The 20,225-nt window shown below is 71.6% G+C and carries 16 protein-coding genes; 6 read left to right on the forward strand and 10 right to left on the reverse strand.

What is annotated here, in order from left to right; genetic code table 11:
- Positions 1-13: 13 nt before the first annotated feature.
- The gene (locus tag IE278_RS10550; RefSeq protein ID WP_189771059.1) at positions 14-2,068 is read right to left on the reverse strand and encodes a PA14 domain-containing protein; all 2,055 of its coding nucleotides are present in this window, start codon (positions 2,066-2,068) and stop codon (positions 14-16) included.
- 184 nt (positions 2,069-2,252) lie between these two features.
- Between IE278_RS10550 and IE278_RS10555 the strand changes: the two genes are divergently transcribed.
- Positions 2,253-3,335, forward strand: coding sequence for a DUF6215 domain-containing protein (locus IE278_RS10555; RefSeq protein WP_189771061.1), 1,083 nt, complete (start codon positions 2,253-2,255; stop codon positions 3,333-3,335).
- Positions 3,336-3,388: 53 nt separating this feature from the next.
- On the opposite strand, the gene IE278_RS10560 is transcribed toward IE278_RS10555, so the two are convergent.
- Together IE278_RS10560 and IE278_RS10565 are read right to left on the reverse strand one after the other, a co-directional pair.
- The gene (locus IE278_RS10560) at positions 3,389-4,003 is read right to left on the reverse strand and encodes a hypothetical protein (protein ID WP_189771063.1); all 615 of its coding nucleotides are present in this window, start codon (positions 4,001-4,003) and stop codon (positions 3,389-3,391) included.
- Positions 4,004-4,063: 60 nt separating this feature from the next.
- Positions 4,064-4,810 carry a hypothetical protein gene (locus tag IE278_RS10565; RefSeq protein ID WP_189771065.1) on the reverse strand — a complete coding sequence of 249 codons (747 nt, stop codon included), beginning with the start codon at positions 4,808-4,810 and terminating at the stop codon, positions 4,064-4,066.
- A gap of 502 nt (positions 4,811-5,312) precedes the next feature.
- Between IE278_RS10565 and IE278_RS10570 the strand changes: the two genes are divergently transcribed.
- Positions 5,313-6,074 (forward strand): polysaccharide deacetylase family protein, encoded by a 762-nt coding sequence (locus IE278_RS10570; protein WP_189771067.1) that lies wholly within the window; start codon positions 5,313-5,315, stop codon positions 6,072-6,074.
- A 64-nt stretch (positions 6,075-6,138) separates the two neighbouring features.
- Here the strand turns inward: IE278_RS10570 and IE278_RS42175 are convergent, their stop codons facing one another.
- A complete protein-coding gene (locus IE278_RS42175) occupies positions 6,139-8,826 on the reverse strand; it encodes a hypothetical protein (protein WP_246570243.1) in 2,688 nt (895 codons plus the stop codon).
- Between the two features lie 262 nt (positions 8,827-9,088).
- Here IE278_RS42175 and IE278_RS10580 point away from each other — a divergent pair, with 262 nt between their 5' ends.
- From IE278_RS10580 to IE278_RS10590, 3 genes are all read left to right on the forward strand, one after another.
- On the forward strand, positions 9,089-9,646 hold the full coding sequence (locus IE278_RS10580; RefSeq protein ID WP_189771069.1) for a DUF4232 domain-containing protein: 558 nt from the start codon (positions 9,089-9,091) through the stop codon (positions 9,644-9,646).
- 189 nt (positions 9,647-9,835) lie between these two features.
- Entirely contained in the window at positions 9,836-10,519 is a 684-nt protein-coding gene (locus tag IE278_RS10585; RefSeq protein ID WP_189771070.1) for a DUF4232 domain-containing protein, read from the forward strand.
- Between the two features lie 104 nt (positions 10,520-10,623).
- Positions 10,624-11,532: a peptidoglycan-binding protein gene (locus IE278_RS10590; RefSeq protein WP_189771071.1), complete on the forward strand. Its 909-nt coding sequence runs from the start codon at positions 10,624-10,626 to the stop codon at positions 11,530-11,532.
- A gap of 32 nt (positions 11,533-11,564) precedes the next feature.
- Here the strand turns inward: IE278_RS10590 and IE278_RS10595 are convergent, their stop codons facing one another.
- From IE278_RS10595 to IE278_RS10620, 6 genes are all read right to left on the reverse strand, one after another.
- The gene (locus IE278_RS10595; RefSeq protein WP_220451675.1) at positions 11,565-12,884 is read right to left on the reverse strand and encodes a phosphatase PAP2 family protein; all 1,320 of its coding nucleotides are present in this window, start codon (positions 12,882-12,884) and stop codon (positions 11,565-11,567) included.
- A gap of 179 nt (positions 12,885-13,063) precedes the next feature.
- Positions 13,064-13,438: a hypothetical protein gene (locus IE278_RS10600; RefSeq protein ID WP_213089716.1), complete on the reverse strand. Its 375-nt coding sequence runs from the start codon at positions 13,436-13,438 to the stop codon at positions 13,064-13,066.
- A 186-nt stretch (positions 13,439-13,624) separates the two neighbouring features.
- The gene (locus tag IE278_RS10605; protein WP_246570244.1) at positions 13,625-15,580 is read right to left on the reverse strand and encodes an NHL repeat-containing protein; all 1,956 of its coding nucleotides are present in this window, start codon (positions 15,578-15,580) and stop codon (positions 13,625-13,627) included.
- 201 nt (positions 15,581-15,781) lie between these two features.
- Positions 15,782-16,798: a TAXI family TRAP transporter solute-binding subunit gene (locus tag IE278_RS10610; protein WP_189771073.1), complete on the reverse strand. Its 1,017-nt coding sequence runs from the start codon at positions 16,796-16,798 to the stop codon at positions 15,782-15,784.
- A complete protein-coding gene (locus IE278_RS10615; RefSeq protein WP_189771074.1) occupies positions 16,795-18,249 on the reverse strand; it encodes a sensor histidine kinase in 1,455 nt (484 codons plus the stop codon). The genes IE278_RS10610 and IE278_RS10615 overlap by 4 nt, the downstream gene beginning before the upstream one ends.
- Positions 18,250-18,259: 10 nt before the next feature.
- The gene (locus tag IE278_RS10620; protein ID WP_189771076.1) at positions 18,260-18,949 is read right to left on the reverse strand and encodes a response regulator transcription factor; all 690 of its coding nucleotides are present in this window, start codon (positions 18,947-18,949) and stop codon (positions 18,260-18,262) included.
- Between the two features lie 244 nt (positions 18,950-19,193).
- Here IE278_RS10620 and IE278_RS10625 point away from each other — a divergent pair, with 244 nt between their 5' ends.
- A complete protein-coding gene (locus IE278_RS10625) occupies positions 19,194-20,225 on the forward strand; it encodes an amidohydrolase family protein (protein ID WP_189771078.1) in 1,032 nt (343 codons plus the stop codon).

A 20,225-nucleotide genomic window follows, 5' to 3' on the forward strand; every position in this document is an offset into this window, starting at 1 on the left:
ACTCCCCGTTCCGCTAGACGCGGTCCTGGAACACGCAGTGCCATACGTGCGTACCCACGACGCTGCCGTCGGGGCGTATTGCTTGCAGGGTGTAGAAGTGCGTGCTTCCGCGGGTGGCCGTGGTGTCCGTGTAGGTCTCGGTCCGTGCCGGGAGGAGTCCGGTGTGCAGGGGCTCGTACGCCTTCGTGGTCGGGTTCCAGCGGCTGATCCGGTAGCCCGCGACGGTGTCGCACGCCGCTGTCGCCGTGCACCTCCAGCCGATGGACGGGCCGTCCTCGTCGGGGCCGCCGATCACCGTTCCGTGGGCGACGGTGCCGAGGTTCCAGTCCCGGGTGACCGTCGCGGACGGCCGGATGTCCAGTTCGGTGGCCTCGACGGCGGTGACCTTCGGGTCGCTCGGGTGCAGCGCGTTGTTCCAGCGGTCCCTGGCGACGACCGCGTACACGTGCGTCTCGCCGTCCGGCAGGTCGCCACAGAGGACCGCCAGCGGGTCGCTCGTACCCTCCCTGCACTCGGCGGAACCCAGCCACTTGACCGTGCCGTCGGCCTGGCGGGTGCCCGTCCAGGCCACGTAACGCTCCACGTCGTCCTCGGTCGAGGCCGCCCAGTTCAGCAGGATGCCGTCGGCCCGCGGGGTGGTCCGCAGACCGGTGACCGGGCCGGGCGCGACGCGGTCGCCGGTGCGGACGACGAGCGGGGCCGAGAGCGCCGACTCGTTGCCGGCCGGGTCGACCGCCGCGACCGCGTACGTCACGTACGTGCCCGCGGGCATGTCCAGGTCCCGGCAGATGCCGCCGGTACCGGTCTCGTCGCTCTCCTCCGCGCAGGTCACCCGGGTGAGCGCGGCCGGGTCGAGGGTCTTGCCGGGCGAACGGTAGACGCGGTACGTCCCGCCGTTGTTGAAGTCCTCGAAGAAGCCGTCGGGCTGCTTCCAGTACACCTCGGTGTGGCCCACGCGGACGACGGAGCCGAGGGAGGTGGGCGACTTCGGCGGGGTCCGGTCCACGCCGTCGCCCGTGACGGTGGTGTACGGCGACGGGTTGCCGAGCGAGTCGAGCGCGCGGACCCGGTAGTAACGGGCGGTGTTCACGGGCGCGTTGGCCCGGTACGACGTCGTGGTCGTCGTGCCCAGGAGTTCGAACGGGCCGGTGGCCGCGGGGGCCGCGTACACCTCGTACGTCGCGGCGTCGGCGCCTGCCTGCCAGGCCAGGTCGGCCCACCAGGCGTCTCCCGTGACCTTGAGACCGGTCGGCGCCGCGGGGCCCGTACGGTCCACGGTCGCGGCGGAGGCGTCGGAGCTGCCCGCGGACTCGCGGCCCGCCTTGTCGACGGCGCGCACCTCGTACAGGAACGTCTGGCCCGTGGCGGGCGTCGCGTCCACGAAGGAGAGGGAGGTGAGCGGCGACGTACCGCTGACCTTCGCCCATGGGGCGGTGCCCTGCCGGCGGTACACGCGGTAACCGGCGAGGTCCATCTCCTTGTTCGCCGTCCAGCGCAGGGTCGTCTTCGTGGTGTCCTGGTCGTACGTGCCCTTGAAGCCGGTCGGAGCGAGCGGCTTTACGGTGTCGACGGCGGCCTGGGTGCGCGGGGTGTACGTGAACGCGGCCTGGGCCGCGCCGGTCCAGGCGACGTAGTCCACGCGGAGCGTGTGCTTGCCGGCCGGGACGGTCAGGTCGACGGTCTTGCGGGCGGTGGTGGAGACGTTCTTCCACAGGTTGATCTTCCGCACACCGTCGACGTAGACGCGCATGCCGTCCTGGGTGGCGGCGGAGAGCCGGAAGGGGCCGCCGGAGCCGAAGTCCCGGGTGAGGGACCAGCGGACGGAGAAGTTGTCCTTCGGCAGCGTGACGCCGGGCGGGTCGCCGTGCCCGTAGTTCTCGGCGATGGCGGAGTCGCATGCGGTCAGCTTCGGTGTGCCGCTGAAAGCGGAGTTGCCGAAGTACTGCGCCTTCCAGAGAGGGGAGGCGCAGGTGACGGCCGCGGAGGCGGGCGTGGCGGTGATCAGGCCGCCGGTGGCGACGAGGGCGGCCGTCGCGGCCACCGCGGTCAGCCGGGTACGAGTCTGCACGGGGAGTGGGGCCCTTTCCGGACCAGGGGAACTGGGTGACGAGACAGATGGTGGGTGAGAGGTGACGAATGGCGTCTGTGTGACTCGTGAGGTGGGGGGAGGGTTGCCCCCGCTGCCTGGTGTTTTTCCCGGAACTGTGGCTTCCGTCACAGCGGATGTGATCTTGTCCTGATGAGATCGCCCGATGCTCGGTTTCCTCCTCCGTCTCCTGCCGTTCTGGGTCCGTGAGCCCCTGCTCATCGTGGTCGGTTCGGTCCTGGGCGTACGGATCATGTATCTCGCCGTCCACGATCACGATCGGGTCGCGGCGGGCCTCGGCACGGTGTTCCTCGTGTTCACCGCGATACGTGTCCATGTGGTGATCCGGGCCCTGCGTGCGCGCCGGAATCCGAGTCCGGCGGGCTCCGGGGATGCGGGAGGGAGCGCGGGAGGGGGTGCGGGCCTGGTGGCAGGCGGAGTTGTCGCCCAGCCGCAGGCTCAGGCCCAGCCGCAGCCGCAGCCGCAGGCCCCGGCTCAGGCTCAGGCTCAGGTCGGGATCCTGCCGCGGCCGAGTCCGGCTGTTCCTGAGAAGGAGCCGAACGCCTGGGGGCAGGCCGCCGCGGCCTTGGCCCTGTTCGGGGCGCTCGCGGTCGCGCTGTGGGCGGGCCCGCGCTTCATGCCGTCCGAGGACAACACCCCGCAGCCTCCCTCGTGTTCGGACGGGTCGCACGAGGAGCTTCCGAAGGTCTACCAGGACACGCCCCGCCCCGTGACCGGCGAAGAACTGTGCAAGGTACTCAACCGGGCGGATCTGGCCGCACTGCTCGGTACGCCCGGAGAGACCGCGAGCACCGTTTCCAGCACCAACAACACCGCTCCCCTGACGGACGAGAAGGTCGCCCAGCCGGAGGCCTCGGTCACGTTCGACACGTACACCGTGAATGTCTCGGCCACGTACAACGAGCTGACGATCGACCAATACGTGCAGCTGATGAAGTTCGGGGAGGAGACGGACGTCAAGCGGCTCAAGGTTCTCGGCCGGCCCGCGGTCCTCTCCTCCGCTCACACCATGAGGTTCGAGATCGACCTCGGAAGCAGCGGATCCGGCGGGCCGGTCGAAGAGGGCCCCCTGGCCAGGTCCGTGTCCGTGGCGCTGGACCGCGGAGACCGGGGCGGCTACTGCGACATCTCCGTGTGGAGCACGTCAGGGACCCTGCCGAACGACAGCGTTCTCCTCGAACTCGTCGAGAAGGTTCTTCCGGGGATTCCCGAACGGCCCGCGCGCTGAGGCGACGCCGAGGTGACGCCGAGGTGACGCCGAGGTGACGCCGTGGGCGTGGTTCACACCGTGCGCTCGGCCGCGAGTTTGCGGTGGAGGTCGAGGAGCCAGTCGGGTGGGCTGTGGAAGAGGGCGGCGAGGTCGCCGACGGTCCTCACGTGCAGGTGTTGCTTCACGCTCGTGGCGTGGGCGATCTGGAGGGCCTTGGTGATCTGGCCGGGCTCCAACGGCTGATCGTGCGGCCGGGTGAGCAGCCGTTCCACCCGGGTCGAGATCAGCATGTGTGGATGCGGGGGCTCGCACTGGGTCTGGGCTTGGTTTCGGGGCTGGGGCCGGGGTTCCGGGTGGGCGGGGGTGGCCGGATGAGCCTCGTGCTCGGTGGTCGCCGCTTCCGCCGACCTGCGCGCCTGGCCGGCTGCCCGCTGGGCCGCGAGGGCGCGGTGGGCGTCCTTCAGCCACTCGGGCGGCGAGGCGAAGGCGACCCGGAGTTCCCGCACGTTGGTGATCACGAGTCCGCGGCACTCGAAGGTCCCCGGCGCCAGCTGCAGTGCCTTGCCGACCTGGGTGGTGGTCAGCCGCTGCTCCGGAGGCCGTGACTTCAGCGCCTTCGCCTTCGACGAGACCAGCAGTTCGGGGTGCGGCGGCGGGGGCGGCGACGGGGACGGCGGCGGCGACATCCGCTGGACCGGTACCGGAGGTGGCTCGGGCCTCGGCCTCCGGGATACCGCCCTTGGCCGTCAGCACGTCCAGCAGGCGGCCCTCCGGAGTGTCCGGGCACCGCTCGCACTCCGCGCAGAGCCGCCATACGCGCCCCCGGATCTCCAGCTCGGCGGTGTCCGGCCGGGCCGGGCCGCCGCAGTACGCGCTCCCCATACCGAGTGCGCGGCGACCGTGGCACGGACGGTACGTGGCAGCGGGACGACCGGGGGCAGCTCCCGCAACAGGCCCTCCAGGACGGCGAGTTCGGCGGCGAGGGGCTCGTCGGGGGTCGGTTTCCGGGCGGGGAACGCCTGTTGGAGCAAGGGCTGGGGAGCCAGGGGAGGCAGTCCCAGCGCGGCACGCAGCGCGTCGACGCGGGCCTCGTCGGCGACGGGATGCCCCGCCGCCGTGCCGTAGACCTGGGGGCGCCGTTCGGCGACGCAGAGCGCGTCGGTCGCCTCGGCCAGGAACCTGGGCGGGATCCGGTGCTTCGCCGCCGCCGCGGTGACCAGCGGCAGGACCTTGCGGATCTCCAGGCCGTCCAGGGCCAGGAGGATGCGGTGCGCGGCGAGCACTCCCTGGTCGCCGACCTGTTCCCGGCCGGGCCAGCCGCGCAGGGAACCGCACGTCGTCGCCAGGTACTTGAACGCCTCGCGCCGGCACTGGGCGGCGTAGCGGACGCTAGCGGCCTTCTCCGCCGGGCCCGCCTCACGGACCCGCCGCCGGGTGTCGTCCACCCGCGCGGCCCACTGCTCCAGGCCCGCCTGGATCTCCTTCGTCAGCATCCCGGGCGGGGGGCGGCAGGAGGGTGGGTGACGGGAGCGGGGGCCGACGCGGAACCAGACGCAAACGCAAACGCAGACTCAGACTCAAACGCAGACTCAAACGCAGACTCAGGCATCGCGGAACAAGGCTCCCTGGTCGGGGACATGGGCGGCGGGCGGCGGGCGGCCCCATGCTGGACCACACCGCACCCACCGTGATGGCCGCACGCGACCTGGACCACCCGTACGAGTGGCGGTGGATCCGGCGGAGACGCCGGCCCTGTTGGGCGGCCGAGGCCTTCCCGCATCACGCGTCCCCGTAGCGACAGCACAGCACGCGCACCCCCACCACCCCAGGCGTCGCAGCAAATCCCGTGCCCCGAGGCCCAGTTGTCCGGGAACCTCTTCGGGATTGTCCTTGATCCGTAACGGGGCCGTTCGAGCGGTGTCGGTGCTCGTACTGTTCTGGCTGTCACCGGGGGACCGGGGAGTTGGCGGGCAACTGCGGGGGAGCGGGGCGGATATGGCGCGGCACAGTGGCGGACGCGGTTGGTACGGCAAGGTGCTCGGCGCGGCGCTCGGAGTGGCGCTGGCCGCCACCGGTGCCTCGATCTGGACCGCGCAGGCCGAGAACGTGAGCGGTTCCTCGAAGCCGGCCGCCTCGGAGAGCGCCGTCAAGCCGGTCTCGGCGACCATCGTGCACGCCTCCGACAAGGGCGCTCGCGGCGTCAACATCACCATCGACGACGGCCCCGACCCCGTATGGACTCCGCAGATGCTCGACGTGCTGCGGGAGAACGGGGTGAAGGCCACGTTCTGCATGGTGGGGACGCAGGCGCAGGCCCACCCCGACCTCGTCAAGGAGGTCGTCGCGGCGGGGCACCGGCTGTGCGACCACTCGGTGTCGCACGACACGGCCATGGACAAGCAGTCCCAGGCCTACCAGAAGGACCAGATCCTCGACGCCGAGCGCATGATCATCAAGGCGTCCGGGGGCGTACGGCCGATGTACTACCGGGCGCCGGGCGGCGCGTTCACCCCGTACAGCCGCAAGCTGGCCGCCTCTCACGGTATGCGCCCGCTGGGCTGGAACGTGGACACCAAGGACTTCGAGAAGCCCGGCACGGACGCCATCGTCGCGACCGTCGAGGAGCAACTGCCCGAGGGGCCGACGCTCCTCTTCCACGACGCGGGCGGCGACCGCGCCCAGACCGTCGAGGCCCTGCGCCGGATCCTCCCCCAGCTCAAGCAGGAGGGTTACTCCTTCGGGTTCCCGGTGCGCTGACCGCCGCACCTCCCCTTGTCGGACCGAACACCCCTTGCCGGGCCGGGCCCGGCAAGGGGTGACTTCAGCGGACGTCCACGTAGTCGCCCGTCGCGTTGACGGACGCCGTGGTCGACGTGGCGGCGAAGCTGTACCGCCAGTAGCCGTCCGTGGACGCCTTCGCCGTCGTCTTCAGGTTTCCGGAGCCGTCCGTGGTGACCGTCTTCACGGTCGTGTACGCGGACGTCCCCTTCTTGCGGAACTGCAGTGTGGCCTTCTGGCCGGTGAAGGCGTGATAGCCGCCGCGCGTCTCCCAGTCCACGCGGGTGAGCTTGCCCGTGATGGTGAGGGTCTTGCCCTTGGTCACCGGCTCGGGAGCCGCGTTGGCCGTCAGCTTCGCGTCACGCAGCACCGGGACCGTCCTGGCCGCGTGTACGTCGACGTGGCCCTTGCCGTCCGCCGACTCCGCCCACGCCGCCAGCTTCCACGTACCGGCGAGTGCGTTGCGCCCCAGGGTCCAGCGCGGCTGGATGTAGGCGAACTGCGTCTCGCAGGTGGACGTGGTCGCGTTGACCTTGGTGCAGGTCGCGGACCACGAGCCGTGGAGGACGGCGTCGGGGGTGTCGTACGAGCCCTTGTACAGGTACATGTCTCCGCCCGCGATCCCCGACGGGTCGGTGGCGGTGAACTTCGCCGTGAACTCCTGCAGCGGCGCGTCGGTCAGTTCGACCGCCTTGCCTCCGTTGACCACGACGTTCGAGATGCGGGTCGCACCCACCGTCTCGTCGCCCTGCGGGGCCGGGCCCGCGAAGGCCCGCGTGATGGTGCGGCGCAGCACGCCGCCCTGATCGTCGGCGGCGGTGACGCGCAGGGAGACGAAGGAGGCCGTCGCGGGGACGTCGACCGTCGCCGAGCCGTCCGCCGCGACCGTCGCGTCCGTCCAGGTCGCGCCGTCGTCGGTGGAGTGGGCGAGCCCGGTGACGCGGGTGTTCGCCACCGTCGCGTCCGTGCCCCGGGTCGTCGCGCCCGCCTCGATCCGTACGGAACCCGCGGCGGTGACGCGGCCGAAGCCGTTCAGCGCCGGGACGCTCAACCGGGTGTCGATGAGCGGGAGTTCGCGGCCCTCCGCGTACTCCGAGCGGAACGTCCACTCGTTGCGCACGTCCGTGGACAGCCGGGAGTACGGGACACGGCGGTGGACGCGCTGGTCGAGGGTGTACGTCCTCGTCAGCGACTGCAGGTTCGGCGTCGAGAGCGTGTCGTAGGCGTCGAGGCCGTCGGCCTGGGCGTGGGTGACACCGTCCGAGGAGGTGAGCTTGTACGAGTACGTCGCGCGGCTGTCGGTTCCGGGGTGGCCGGCCGCGTCGCTGAAGGTGTTCGGCTCGTACAGCCAGATCTTGTCGAAGTTGCGCTGTGAGCCGCCTCCCTCGCGGCGGAGCGGCTGCGCGGGCGCGGTGCCCAGGGTCTCGCCCGCGCCGGTCCCGGCGGAGAGCCTGCGGTCCGGGAGGCTCAGGCTCGCCTCGCCCGTGCCGTACGACAGCAGGCGGCTGTAGGTGATTCCGGCGGTGGCGTACTCGGTGACCGAACCGGCGACGGGCACCGCGGAACCGATGTAGACACCCGTCCACTCGCCGAAGGACGGCACGCTCTGCAGGGAGGCGGTCGTCCGCGTGCCCGGGGCCGCCACCTTCGTGACGGTCTTCGCCAGGGAGGACGCGCCGACCGTCTTCACCGGGGAGGCGGGCACGCTGCCGGTGAAGCTGTGCGTGAGGTCGTAGCGGTAGGGGCTCGGCACGCTCGCCGAGGCGCCCTTCTTGCCCAGCACCTCGTGCACGCGCAGCGAGACACCGCTGCGCGTGAACGGGGTGACGTACACCTTGTCGGCCCCCGAGCCCGCGAAGCCCGCCAGGTCGCCGCCCGGGACGCTGATCCACACGGCGGACGCCTCACGGGTGGCCGTGGTGTCGTCGGTGCGGATCGCGGTCTCCTTGGCGGCCCGCTCGTCGAAGCTGACCGTCTTCGCCGCCGAACCGACCGTGAAACTGCTCGTGAGCAGGTAGCTCGGCTCCATCCACTCGTTGTGCAGCGCGACCGCGAAGTAGTCGCCCGGCGGCAGCTTCACGGTCGCCGAGTCGCCGGGGTCGCCGAGGGGCACGGAGTACGACGTCCAGGTCTTGCGGTCCCAGACGTAGAACTGCTTGGACCGTACGTCGGCGTTCGTGATGCGCAGCTTGACCGTGTACGACGCCGCGGCCGCCTTCGCCGATGTGGCGGCAGCAGTCGTGGCCCTGGTCGTGGTCCCGGTCGCGGCAGCGGTCGTGGCGGCACGCCGGGTGCCACCGGCTTCCTTCGGCAGCGGAAGCGTCGCGGTCGCAGCGTCGGAGGCCGGCTTCCCGGCCGGCCGTACGGACACCGTGCCGTTCAGTGACGCCACGGAGTAGCGGGCACCCCGGGCGTCGCCCCGTGCGTCCGCCGTCACCCGGACGTCCCGTCCGTCGACGAGCTCGACGCGGCCGTCGTCACCCATCTCGGCGCTCTGTCCGGTGCGGAGTCCACCGCCCCGGCCCTCGCTCTCACCCTGGTTCTCCGCCGGCGAGACCACTCCCACCGTGGCCCGCCCACCGTCCGACGCGGACGCCGTCGCCGTCGCCGTCGCCGTCGCCGTCGCCGCGAGCGTCGGTGTGGGCGCGAGCAACGCCGAGGCGGTCAGCGCCGCCCCGCACAGTCCCGCCGCCGTGCATCTTCGAAACCGCCGCGCGTGAAAAACGGACATCAATTGCCCCCCTGCTGTTCCCACTTGACTGTCCCCTGGGACCGCCCCCGGCACATCTGTCACGGGCGACGGTCAGCACACTCTAAATGGTGGTGTGCGGGCGTTCCGTCGGGCGTTCCAGGCAGGTCAAGTTTCCGCAGGTCAGGGCCCGTTTGAGCATTCCAGCGTCCCGTAATTCCGGCAGGAGTGGCGGCTGGGACGGAGGGCGGCACAAGGTGGGGCCGTCCACAGCACGGCACCTCGCCCAGAAAGCAGTCCACTCATGCGTAAGAGCACTCGTTCCGTCTCCCGTACCGCCGCCTCCTCCCTCGCCGTCGCCGCCCTCGCGCTCGTCGGGTTCCAGGCCACCGGGCAGACCGCCTCCGCCGCGACCACGGCCGCGACCGCCAAGGCGTCCTCCGTCGCCACCTGCACGACGGCGAACACCAAGGTGACCGTCAGCCCGGTGTCCCGCCCGATCAACCACCTGCTGCTCAAGGCCACCAACACGGGCACCAAGCCCTGCTACGCCTACAGCGCCCCCTTCCTGCGGGCCGGTGCCGACGCCCAGGCCCCGCTGGCGTGGGTCGACGAGAGCACTCCGCAGTCGGTGCTGATGCTGGAGCCCGGCGGGACCGCGTACGCCGGCATCTCGACGTACTCCCCCGACGGCGAGGGCGGCAGCCAGGTGAAGACCCTCGGTGTGCTGTTCACCGACAGGAACGGCAACGCGACCGCCACGGAGAAGAGCGTGAAGCTGCCGGGCGGCGGTGTCTTCTTCAACAGCGCGGCAGCCGTCACGTACTGGCAGGACAACGCGGCGGACGCCCTCGTCTGGTAGTCCTGCCCGGCCCGGGTCTCCCGTGATCCGCCGTGATCATGTCACCGGTCCGTGACAGCGCTGTCCTGGAACGACGGCGGCGGGATCCCTTCGCCTCCCGGCCCCCTCATAGTGATCAAGCGAGCACCGCGAGGCCGATGCACACCGGCCTCCGCGGCGGCTCAACTCCGTCCCACACAAAGGAATTCCATGTCTGGCATCCGTCGTAAGGCCTTCCTCGTCTCCGCCGTCGTCGTGGGCAGCGCCCTGCTGATGACCGCGTGCCAGGAAACGGACGACAAGGCCAAGGACAGCCGTTCCGGGAGCAGTTCCTCCTCCGCGGGTAAGGCCGACGGCGGGGCCACGCCGTCCGGCTCGTCGAGCACGGGCGGCGGCCAGGCCGCCGGCAAGGGGACGGGCTCCGACGCGAGCAAGGGGACCGGGAACACGGACGGCTCCGGCGTCGACACCGGCGACGGTACGCGGGAGAAGGTCGAACAGGGCTGCGGCGCCAACGACATCACCTGGAGCACCAGGTCCGAGAGCCAGGCCGGCGGTTACATCCTGATCATGGCGAAGGCCAAGTCGGGGATCAGCTGCTATCTGCCCGCCGAGCTGCCGACCGTGGCGTTCGGGTCCGACGGCACCGAGGCGGGCCCCGCGGAGCAGAGCGTCGGCGAGCAGATCAAGCTGAGCGGGAGCACCGTCGCCTACGCGGGCGTGAACCCCAAGACCACCGACACCGACGGTGGCAAGGAGCTGGAGAACATCATCGTGGCCGTCGGCAACGAGGACCCCAATCCGGTCACCCTGCCGGTCGACACCATCACGGTCGACAAGCCGATCGTCACCAACTGGCACACCTCCCCCACCGATGCCGTTCCCTTCAGCTAGGTGGACCGCTCACGCCGTGCGGCCCTGACCGGGTTCTGAGTCGATGTGCCGTCGTGGGCCGTTCTTCAAGGATGTGCAGGACGTACTCGACCCAGGAGTCTGTGATGAGCACCAAGACAGGACCCCAGCGTTACCCCTCCGCGAGCCGGGCCAACTGGTACCAGGACGATTTCGGCGGTGACCCGATGCAGGTCAACGTCGTCGTCCTGCACACCACCGAGGGTTCCACCCTGCCCGGCTACGGCGGCGGCTCCTCCGCACCGAACCTGACCGCGGTACCCGACCTCGCCGCCAAGAAGCTGAAGTGGTACCAGCACTTCGACGTCGAGACCTCCTCCCGGGCCCTGGTCAATCTGGCCGGCGGTGTCGAGACGAACACCATGAACGTGTGCCAGGTCGAGCTGGTCGGCACCTGCGATCCGAAGACGCACGCGAAGTGGAAGTCCGCGGGCCGGGCGCACGTCTACTGGCCGGACGCGCCCGACTGGGCCCTGCGGGAGATCGCCCGCTTCCTGGCCTGGATGCACGAGGAGCACGGCGTACCGCTGTCGGGGCCGAAGGCGTGGCCCGCGTACCCCTCGTCGTACGCGAACGGCGGCGGTCAGCGGATGTCGGGTGCGAAGTGGACGGCCTTCAAGGGGGTCTGCGGGCACATGCACGTGCCGGAGAACGTCCACGGCGACCCCGGCGCGCTCGACTTCGCCAGGATCCTCAAGTACGCGAAGGCCGACCTGGACGTGGACGACGACAGCCCGGGGACGACCACGCCCACGGTCCCCGCGTTCCCCGGCCGCAAGTACTTCGTGGCCGGGGCGTCGAACGCGTACGTGCTGCAGCTCGGCAAGCAGTTGGTCAAGCGCGGCTTCGGCGACCACTACAAGGTCGGCCCGAGCAGGAACTGGGGCGAGGCGGACCGGCTGAACGTGCGCGACTTCCAGAAGTCACGCAAGGAACTGCGCGGCGACGCCGACGGCATGCCCGGCCCGCTGACCTGGCGCCTGCTGTTCTCCTGAACGGTCCTGAACCGTCCCGCTGCCCGGGAGGTTCAGGCCGGTTCGGGCTGGGGGTCCAGTTGGGGTGCCGGCGCGGGCTTCGGTTCCCACGCGGTCGTGGTCCGTACGTAGCCGTAGATCACCGAGGCCATCGCCAGGACGACCAGTGGCCCGTAGACCCACGGGTGCCGGGCCATCTCCGACGGCAGGAAGCGGTAGGCCAGCAGGAGCGCGGCGAAGACGGTCGCGCCATGGGCGGCCAGCCGGAGCCCCGCCCGGTCCCAGCCGCGGTCGTACGCGCGCAGGGCCGCCTCTATCGTGAGGACGAACACCACACCGGCGACGAGGTCCGCCCCGTAGTGGTAGCCGAATCCGAGCGTCGCGGCCAGTGTCGCGACCAGCCAGAACGCACCCGCGAAACGTAGGAACCGCGGGCCCTTGCGGGAGTGGATGAAGATCGTGACGGCCCACGCCGTGTGCAGGCTCGGCATGCAGTTGCGCGGGGTTATCCCGTCGAAGCCCATGGGCTGCGGGGCGCCGATCGGCGGCGGCGTGCGCGGCCACAGATCGCCCACCGCCCATGGCGCGCTGGGCGGGGCGGCGTCGGCCCACAGGCTGACGCCCGCCCAGTGCTCGGCGCCCCTGCCGAAGGCGAAGACCGGACCGACCACCGGGAAGATCATGTAGACGGCCGGGCCGAGGAGACCGACCAGCAGGAAGGTGCGCACCAGGTGATGGACCGGGAAGCGGCGTTCGGTCGCCACGTTGCGCAGCTGGTACAGCGCGACGAGGACCGCGGCCACCGCGAGCTGGCCGTAGACGAAGTCGAGAAGGTTGAAGCCGACCGGGCCGGAGGCGGTGACGAGCCTGCCCACCGGCCAGGAGAGATTGCCCAGCGCGTGGTCGGCGGACGCCATGTACTGGTCGAGCACCATCGGGCGGGTCTTCGAGGTGATGAGCAGCCAGGTGTCTCCGGTCTTGCGGCCGACCACCAGCAGCAGGCCCAGCCCGACGCCCTTCAGCAGCAGCACACGTTCCTGGCCGGTGCGACGGGTGAAGGCCATGACCGCACAGCCGAGGATCACCCACAACGCGCCGGTCCCGAAGGGGTGGCCGTCGGTCGCCCTGGCGTCGGCCGCCCACCGGACCAGCCAGATGACGGCGTCGACACCGATCGCGGCACCGACCGCGACGAACCGTTGCCGCCAGGGGAGCACCACCAGCATCAGCGCCATGCTCGCGTACAGCAGGCCCCCCGATTTCGGGGCGAACACCACCTCGCGCACCTGGTTGGTGATCGGGCCCGGCAGGCCGTAGTGACGCGCGGCGATCTCCAGCGAGATCATGAACCCGAGGGCCGCCGCGCCCACCACTGCCCAGAGTCTCGCCCGCCGCCGACGCCACAAGGGGGGCGCGACGGCAGGGTCGATCAGGGCGGGGACCTGCGATTTTATGTGTTTCAAGTCTTCAGTCGATTTGCTAGGTGGCGGGCAGGCCCGGGCAGGGCCCCTCGGCAGAGGAAGACGGGGAGATCACCGTTCGGGTTCCGGCCTCACCCCGGGGCCCTGTGGCGCAGCTGTGCCATCAGCAGGGCCGCGCCCGCCGCGCCGACCGCTCCCACCGCCAGGAACCCGCCGTTCGAGCGCCACGACAGCACCGACCACCGTGACTGCGCGGAGAGCAGCGATCCCGTACTCAGCCAGGAGCCGGTGGATATCAGCGACAGGGACGAGCCGATCGAGCCGACCGACAGGGCGCTGCCGATCGAGGCGACCGACAGGGCCGAGCCGACGGACCCCACGGACAGCACCGAGCCCACCGAGCCGATCGACAGCACGGAGTCCTGCGACCACAGCGACAGCACCGATCCGGTGGAGCCGGCGTCGGAGCGGTCGCGACCGGCTGATCGTACGGACAGCTTTTTCATAGGGACATCTTGCCTGCCCGGCACCCCTGCCCGGGAGATCCCGTACGCGCTTACGTGCAGGGCGCATCCTTGCGGATCGAGTTGGGCAAGGACGGTCGGCGAGGACGCGCACACGGCGTGGGAGCACCTGGCGGCGTCACTGCCCGACGCCTGACCGGCACCGCGGTCAGGCGTCGGGCGAGCCACCTAATTCGTGAAGGTGATGTACTTCCAGGCGCCGTGGGTCGTGGAGTTGACCGTGTCGCCGGACGAGCTGTTGATGTACGACGAGCGGATCCGGGCCCGGATTCCGGACTCGCCCGGCGCCTCCAGGGTCACGACCGAGACGCCGCTGGTGCCGAGGGCGAAGTACTCGGAGCCCGTCGTGTACCAGGAGCCCTGGTGGTACACCTGCACCTCGAAACGCTGCTTGCGGCCCGTGTAGTAGTTCATCGTGGTGGTGAACTTCGGGTCGGTGTTCTTGCGGAACCACTGGTACGTCGTGGAGCCGATCTTCGCCGTCTTGTAGTGCTTGGAGACGGTGGTGGAGACCTTCGCCTTGGCGTACGCCGTCGACTTCACGGTCTTGGAGGCGTAGCGCGCGTCGCCCGCGAAGACCGCGCTGACCGTGGTGTCACGGGTCATGTCGACGGTTGCCGACAGGTTGCCGCTGGAGTTGACCTTGGCCGTCTTCAGCAGCTTCTTCGGCTTGTCGGAGCCGTAGGGGTCCGCGTAGATCGCGACCGTACGGTTCTTGTACGTCGTCCCGAGGTGCGCGGTGAAACTGACGTCCTTGCCGTACGCGTACAGCTTGCCGTTGTTGTTGAGGGTCAGCGTGGTCGCCTTGCGCGAGACCTCCACCGCGTCGGAACCGGAGACGGCGCCGTGCGTGGCGTCGCCCGCGTAGGACACCTTGTAGGTGACCTTGCCGCCGGCCGGCGGGGTGTCCGTGAAGGAGAAGCTGCCGTCCGCCTTCGTCTTGACGGCGGCCAGCGCCTTGCCGCTCGGGGACTCGACGTCCGTACGGGTCACGCTCAGGGAGGTGCCCGCCGGGACGGCCGACTTCGAGGTCAGCTTGCCGGTGACGGTGAGCTTCTTGGCGCGGTCCGACTTGGTGGGGGCCGACACCTTGAGGGTGGGCAGCTCCTTGGTCGGGTCGGACAGGCCGCGCAGCGTGTACGTGCCGTAGGTGTTCACGGAGACCGCGAAGACCTGGCTCGCGTCCGGCGCCCAGGCGAGGGCCCCGTCCACGAGGGTGTCGGCGCCGCTGCTGTTGCCGGTGTTGGGGAAGTCGTACTCCCGCACCGGTGTCCGGTCGCCCGGCCGGTGGATGTGGACGTCCGGCTCGTACCAGGAGTCGCTGCCGCCCGCGACGCTGCCGTCGGGCGCGACCCGCACCGCGTTCGGGTAGGCGTCGGTGGGGTAACCGGTCTGCTCGGCCAGGTCGGTGGCCGCGTAGGCGCCGATGCCGTAGCCGTGGCCCGGGGAGGCCCACGAGGTGAGGACCTGGGCGCCGTCGGGCGTCAGGTCGATCTGCCGTACGGCGGTGTCCATGTCGCCCTTGACCCGCAGCGCGGCCCCGTCGGCGGACACGTCGTACACGGCGAGGTCGCCGCCGTTGCCTGCCACCAGGACGCCGGGGACGGCCGGGTCGGAGGCCAGGAACATGCCGTAGCCGCCGGAGAAGCCGACGTCCCCCCGCTGGGCGAGGTGCACGACGGGCTCGGCGCCCGAGACGTCGAGCGAACCGAAGTCGGTGCCGTGGGCGAACCAGACGCGGCCGTCCACCACCTCAAGGTCGCCGGGGGCCGCGCCCACCGGGTAGCTGGCGGTCTGGGTGTACGTGCCGGTCTCCACAGAGACGATGCGGTTGCCGTTCTTGACGGCCGCGTACACCTGGCCGGAGTCGGCGGACAGCGCGAGGCCGCTCACGCCGGACAGCCCGGTCAGGGTCGCCCGTACGGCGCCCGTGTAGTCGGTGACGACGATCTTGCCGCCGGTGGGATCGGAGACGTACACCCGCTGGTGGGCGCCGTCCACGACGATGTCCCCCACGGACGCCACCGGAAGAACCTTGGCGGAATCGGCCGAGGCCGGACCCGCCGCTCCCGCGGCCAGTGCCGCGGAACTGAGGACGACCGCGAGTGTCGTCGCGATCGACATGCTGCGCCTGCGCACAGTGATGTGACCCCCCACAAAGAAGCCCGGTACTCGCCGGGCGTGCTCGAAACCGGCCGCGTGTTCCCCTCGCACCGTCGACGGTGCGTACATGCGGCCGGAGACGCAGCGTATGGCATGCCAGTGACAAAGGTGACCGGGTTAATTCCCGGCACCCGCCCGAACGGGGTTGTCGGGGGCCGCCGGTCAGCCGTGCAGGGCCCGGTACGCCTCCGCCGCCCCGGGGTGCAGGGCGATACCGCCGGTGCCGATCAGGCTGCCGACGTCGAGGAACTGGGTGCCGACGGCGTTGTCGGGGACGAGGGCGCTCGCCCGCAGGACCAGCAGCCGGGTCAGCGCCTCGGCGACGGCGTGCGGCAGGTCGGGGCGGCACACCAGCAGGTTGGACACCCCGATGGTCGCGACCCCGCCCGCCGACCGGTACGCGCCCTGCGGCAGCGACACCTCCTCCAGACCGGAACCGGCCCGGCCCTCACGCCCGTCCAGCCGGGGCAGCAGGCCGGCCAGCGGCAGGAACCGCAGCCCCGGCCGCTCGTCGAGGCCGGACAGCGCGGGCAGGGGCACCCCGCCCGCGACGATCAGGCCGTCGACCGAGCCCGCCCGCATCGCGTCGGCCGCGTCGGCCAGCGGGAGATGGAGTACGGGGACGTCGGTGCCCGGGGTGAGGCCCGCGGCGTGCAGGATCCGGGTGCCGAGCACGGCCGCGCCTGACCCGGTCGCGCCCAGCGAGACGGGGTGCCCGGCCAGGTCGGCCACCTCGCGGACGGGGGAGTCTGCGCGCACCACGAACTGCAGGTAGGTCTCGTACACCCGGCCGATCGCGCGCAGCGGCACCGGCCGCGAGAAGAGGTCGGTGCCCTGCGCTGCCAGCGCCGTGTCGGTGAGGACCAGTCCGAGGTCGGCGCGGCGGTCGCGGAGCAGCTCGATGTTGGTGAGGCTGCCCGCGGTGGTGCGGACGCGGCAGTGCAGCCGGGGGTACGCCGACTCCAGTTCCGCGGTGAGGAGGCGGCCGAACGCCTCGTAGAAGGCGGTCGGTTCACCGGTCGCGATACGCAGGACACCGCTCGGTCCGGGCCGCTGCCCGGAGGCGTCGGCCGTGAGCGCCCCGCCGAGCACGGCGACGGCGGCGGTGCCGAGGGCGGCGTGGAGGAGGGTACGGCGGTCGAGAGGGCGGGGGCGCGATCCAGGGCGGGGCCGGTTCACCGGGCATCACCGGTACCGCCCGCGCCGCCCGAGCCGCCCGAGCCGCCCACTCCGCCGGCAACCGCGCGCGGTACCAGCGCCCGCGCCCGCAGCCCCCGCGGGCGCGCCGCCGTCAGTTCCAGTCGGCCGGCCCGGCCCGACAGCAGTTGTTCGGCGATGGCCAGGCCCAGGCCCGTACCCGCCGTGCGGTTCTCGCGTTGGCGGCCCGAGCGCCAGAACCGCGTGGTGGCCAGGGCGAGTTCGTCGATGCCGAGGCCGGGGCCGTCGTCCGTCACCGTGAGGACCGCCGCGCCGGACGCGCCGGAGCAGTCGAGGGAGATTGCCGCGCCCTCGCCCGCGTACTTGATGGCGTTGTCCAGGAGGATGTCCGCGATCTGGGCGAGTTCGCGGTCCGTGCAGGCGGCCGGGACCGGGGGCGCGGCCGAGGTGAGGGTCAGCCGGGCTCCGGCGCGTTCGGCGACCGGTTCCCACAGGCGGTACCGGTCGGCCGCCACCGCCGCCGCGTCGCAGTGGACGCCCGAGCCGTCGGTCACCGTCAGCTCCCCGGCCCGGTGTTCCGCCGTGGCGAGGGCGAGCAGGTCGTCGAGGAGGGTCTCAAGCCGGTCGAGTTCGGTGGTGACCCCGGTGTACGTGCGCTCGCCCGTCGGGGCCAGATGCGTGTGCAGGGCGTCGACGCGCAGCCGGAGCGCCGCCATCGGGTTGCGCATCTGGTGGGAGGTGTCGGCGACGAGCCTGCGCTGCTGCTCCAGGGCGGCCGTGACGGTACGCGCCATGCGGTTGAAGCCGATCGCTAGCTGGCGCAGTTCGGGCGGGCCGCCCGCCCGGGTCTGTTCCGGCGGGAGTCCGGCGGCGAGCTGGCCCACGGCCCGGTCGAGCCGGCGCAGCGGACTGACCACCCAGCCCGTCGCGGCCCGCGCGAGGACCGCACAGGCGACGGCGACCAGCGCGGCCCCGGCGAGGACGGCGGCCCAGCGCCGGGTGATCTCGTCGGCGGCGGTGCCGACGGAGGCCCGCAGTACGACGGCCCCGGAGACGCGGGTCCCGGTGCCGGCGGGCTCGGCGAACATCCGGTACCCCCGTGACCAGGGACGCAGCGCCCCCGAGGGATGCTCGGTCTGGTTGCGCAGCGCCGCGTCGAGCAGCCGGGCGACGGCGGGGTCGGCGGCCCGCATGCCCCCGGTCTGCACGACGGTCCTGCGGCGGGTGTCGGTGACGACGAGCGGTTCGCCGTACAGCGCGGTGTAGCGCCGGGCCTCGGCGGTGACGGCGGAGGTGTCGCCGGTCGCCGCGGCCTGGTCCATGAGGGCCGCGAACCGGTCGAGGTCGGCGCTGCGGGCGAGGACGAGCTGCTGGGTGCGGTCGGACGCGGTGAACAGCAGCAGCGGTACGGCGAACGCGGCCACCGCGATCACGACGAACAGCAGCAGTGCGGCCTGGACCCTCGTGCGCACGCCTCGCCCCTCAGTCCTCGCCGGCCGTCGCCGAGGTCCCGAAGCGGTAGCCGAAGCCCCGGATCGTGGTGAGCAGGTCGGGGCGGCGCAGCTTGGCGCGCAGCTGGGTGAGATGGACGTCCAGGGAGCGGGACACGCCGTGGTGGGCGTCGCCCCACACCTCGTCGAGAAGCTGCTCGCGGCTGACCGCCGTGCCCGCGCGCCCGGCCAGTACGGCGAGGATGTCGAACTCCTTGGTGGTCAGCTCGACCTCCGCCCCGCCGACCCGGACCCGGCGCGCGTCCAGCTCGATCTCGACGTCGGCGGCGCGGACGGTCCGTACGGCGGGGGCGGCGGGCGCGTTCCTGGCGGCGTTACGGCGGGTGACGGTGTCGATGCGGGCGAGCAGTTCGGCGAGGCGTACCGGCTTGACGAGGTAGTCGTCGGCGCCGAGCCGCAGGCCGCGCACCACCGAGCGTTCGTCGCCGCGCGCGGTGAGCACGACCACCGGCAGGTCGCTCACCGCCCGCAGGGCGCGCAGCACGTCCAGGCCGTCGGTGTCGGGCAGTCCCAGGTCGAGAAGGAGCAGGTCGGAGCTGCGGTGGTAGGTGAGCACGTCCCGGCCGTAGCGGACCCGCCGGGTGACATGGCCGTGGTCGTACAGGGCCTCCACGAGCGCCGCGGCCACGCCGTCGTCGTCCTCGGCCAGCAGTACCTGCACCCCGTCACCGCCTCCCTCGACCGCTGTCGTGCGTGTCCCCGGTCGCGGCCACTCCCTGTAGCCACGCGACCGAATGTAGACCACACCGGCCGCGGACCCGCCGGAGTGTTAAGGGGACGTTAGTTCTGTGTCAGGTCCTCTCGTGCGGCGGCGCGGACCGGGGCGAGGCTGCACGGCACCCAGCAGAGCAGCCCGCGACCTGCGGGGCAGAGCGAGCCCGCGACCTGCGAGAAGGACGCCGTAAATGATCATCGACTGTCACGGTCACTACACGACCGCTCCACCGGCCCTGGCGGCCTGGCGCGACCGGCAGACCGCCGCCCTCGCCGACCCGTCGGCCGTGCCCGCCCCCGACCGCGCGGATCTGCGCATCGGCGACGACGAGCTGCGCGAGAGCATCGAGCCGAACCAGTTGCGGCTGATGGACGACCGCGGCATCGACGTCACGGTCTTCTCGCCCCGCGCGTCGTTCATGGCCCACCACGTCGGTGACTTCGACACCTCCGCCGCCTGGGCGGCGATCTGCAACGAACTCTGCTTCCGCGTAGCCCAGTTGTACCCGGAGCGCTTCGTGCCGGCCGCGATGCTCCCGCAGTCGCCGGGCGTCGACCCCGCGACCTGCGTCCCCGAACTCACCCGCTGCGTGGAGGAGTACGGCGCCGTAGCGGTGAACCTCAACCCCGACCCGTCGGGCGGCCACTGGACCGCTCCGCCGCTCACCGACCGCTCGTGGTACCCGCTCTACGAGAAGATGGCCGAGTACGACATCCCGGCGATGATCCACGTCAGTACGAGCGTCAACCCGGCCTTCCACACCACCGGCGCGCACTACCTCAACGCCGACACCACGGCGTTCATGCAGCTCGTCCAGGGAGACCTGTTCGCCGACTTCCCGACCCTGCGCTTCGTCATCCCGCACGGCGGCGGAGCCGTCCCCTACCACTGGGGCCGCTTCCGGGGCCTGGCGATGGCACTGGGCAAACCACCGCTCGAAGAGCACGTCCTGGGCAACGTCTATTTCGACACCTGCGTCTACCACCAGGCCGGCTCGGACCTCCTGTACGACGTGATCCCGGCCCGCAACCTCCTCTTCGCCTCGGAGATGATCGGCGCGGTCCGCGACATCGACCCGTGCACGGGTTTCCACTTCGACGACACGCGCCGGTACGCGGAGGCCGCGGACCTCTCCCCGGACGACCTGGCGGCGGTCCAGGAGCACAACGCCCGAGCGGTGTACCCGCGCCTGGACGCCCTCCTGAAGCGCCAGGGGCGGTGA

Source organism: Streptomyces tauricus (assembly GCF_014650955.1).
Taxonomy (GTDB): domain Bacteria; phylum Actinomycetota; class Actinomycetes; order Streptomycetales; family Streptomycetaceae; genus Streptomyces; species Streptomyces tauricus.

What these genes read in the sequence shown, in the direction of transcription:
- IE278_RS10555 (WP_189771061.1), top strand. Translation starts at nt 2,253, where the DNA reads ATGCTCGGTTTCCTCCTCCGTCTCCTGCCGTTCTGGGTCCGTGAGCCC.
- IE278_RS10560 (WP_189771063.1), bottom strand. Translation starts at nt 4,003, where the DNA reads ATGTCGCCGCCGCCGTCCCCGTCGCCGCCCCCGCCGCCGCACCCCGAA.
- IE278_RS10565 (WP_189771065.1), bottom strand. Translation starts at nt 4,810, where the DNA reads ATGCTGACGAAGGAGATCCAGGCGGGCCTGGAGCAGTGGGCCGCGCGG.
- IE278_RS10570 (WP_189771067.1), top strand. Translation starts at nt 5,313, where the DNA reads ATGGCGCGGCACAGTGGCGGACGCGGTTGGTACGGCAAGGTGCTCGGC.
- IE278_RS42175 (WP_246570243.1), bottom strand. Translation starts at nt 8,826, where the DNA reads ATGTCCGTTTTTCACGCGCGGCGGTTTCGAAGATGCACGGCGGCGGGA.
- IE278_RS10580 (WP_189771069.1), top strand. Translation starts at nt 9,089, where the DNA reads ATGCGTAAGAGCACTCGTTCCGTCTCCCGTACCGCCGCCTCCTCCCTC.
- IE278_RS10585 (WP_189771070.1), top strand. Translation starts at nt 9,836, where the DNA reads ATGTCTGGCATCCGTCGTAAGGCCTTCCTCGTCTCCGCCGTCGTCGTG.
- IE278_RS10590 (WP_189771071.1), top strand. Translation starts at nt 10,624, where the DNA reads ATGAGCACCAAGACAGGACCCCAGCGTTACCCCTCCGCGAGCCGGGCC.
- IE278_RS10600 (WP_213089716.1), bottom strand. Translation starts at nt 13,438, where the DNA reads ATGAAAAAGCTGTCCGTACGATCAGCCGGTCGCGACCGCTCCGACGCC.
- IE278_RS10605 (WP_246570244.1), bottom strand. Translation starts at nt 15,580, where the DNA reads ATGTCGATCGCGACGACACTCGCGGTCGTCCTCAGTTCCGCGGCACTG.
- IE278_RS10625 (WP_189771078.1), top strand. Translation starts at nt 19,194, where the DNA reads ATGATCATCGACTGTCACGGTCACTACACGACCGCTCCACCGGCCCTG.